General features: G+C 54.0%; 3 tRNA genes. All 3 read right to left on the bottom strand.

The annotated features are described in order from the left end of the window. Positions 1 to 78: 78 nt before the first annotated feature. Positions 79 to 164: transfer RNA gene (locus tag HMPREF2887_RS02670), tRNA-Leu, on the bottom strand. A 7-nt stretch (positions 165 to 171) separates the two neighbouring features. Further along, positions 172 to 243: transfer RNA gene (locus HMPREF2887_RS02665), tRNA-Gly, on the bottom strand. A 19-nt stretch (positions 244 to 262) separates the two neighbouring features. Next, positions 263 to 335: transfer RNA gene (locus tag HMPREF2887_RS02660), tRNA-Thr, on the bottom strand. Positions 336 to 400 lie beyond the last annotated feature (65 nt).

Genomic DNA, 400 nt, shown 5'->3' with positions numbered 1-400 from the left:
CCTAGAGGAGTCGAACCTCTAACCGCCTGATTCGTAGTCAGGTACTCTATCCAGTTGAGCTAAGGGTGCCCTTTCCTATGCCGAGGACCGGAATCGAACCGGTACGATTGCTTCCAATCGCAGGATTTTAAGTCCTGTGCGTCTGCCAGTTCCGCCACCCCGGCTTCCTCAAGCGAACGACGGGGTTCGAACCCGCGACCCCCACCTTGGCAAGGTGATGTTCTACCACTGAACTACGTTCGCATTCGCTTCTTTCCTTTAATGCCGGCTACATGACTTGAACACGCGACCCTCTGATTACAAATCAGATGCTCTACCAACTGAGCTAAGCCGGCTTATCTCCTATGCGGGTGAAGGGACTTGAACCCCCACGCCGTTAAGCGCCAGATCCTAAATCTGG

It is taken from the genome of Streptococcus sp. HMSC071H03 (genome assembly GCF_001813035.1).
GTDB classification, from domain to species: domain Bacteria; phylum Bacillota; class Bacilli; order Lactobacillales; family Streptococcaceae; genus Streptococcus; species Streptococcus anginosus.
The sequence above is the reverse complement of the archived record's forward strand: the minus strand, read 5'-3'. Positions and strand labels throughout refer to the sequence as shown.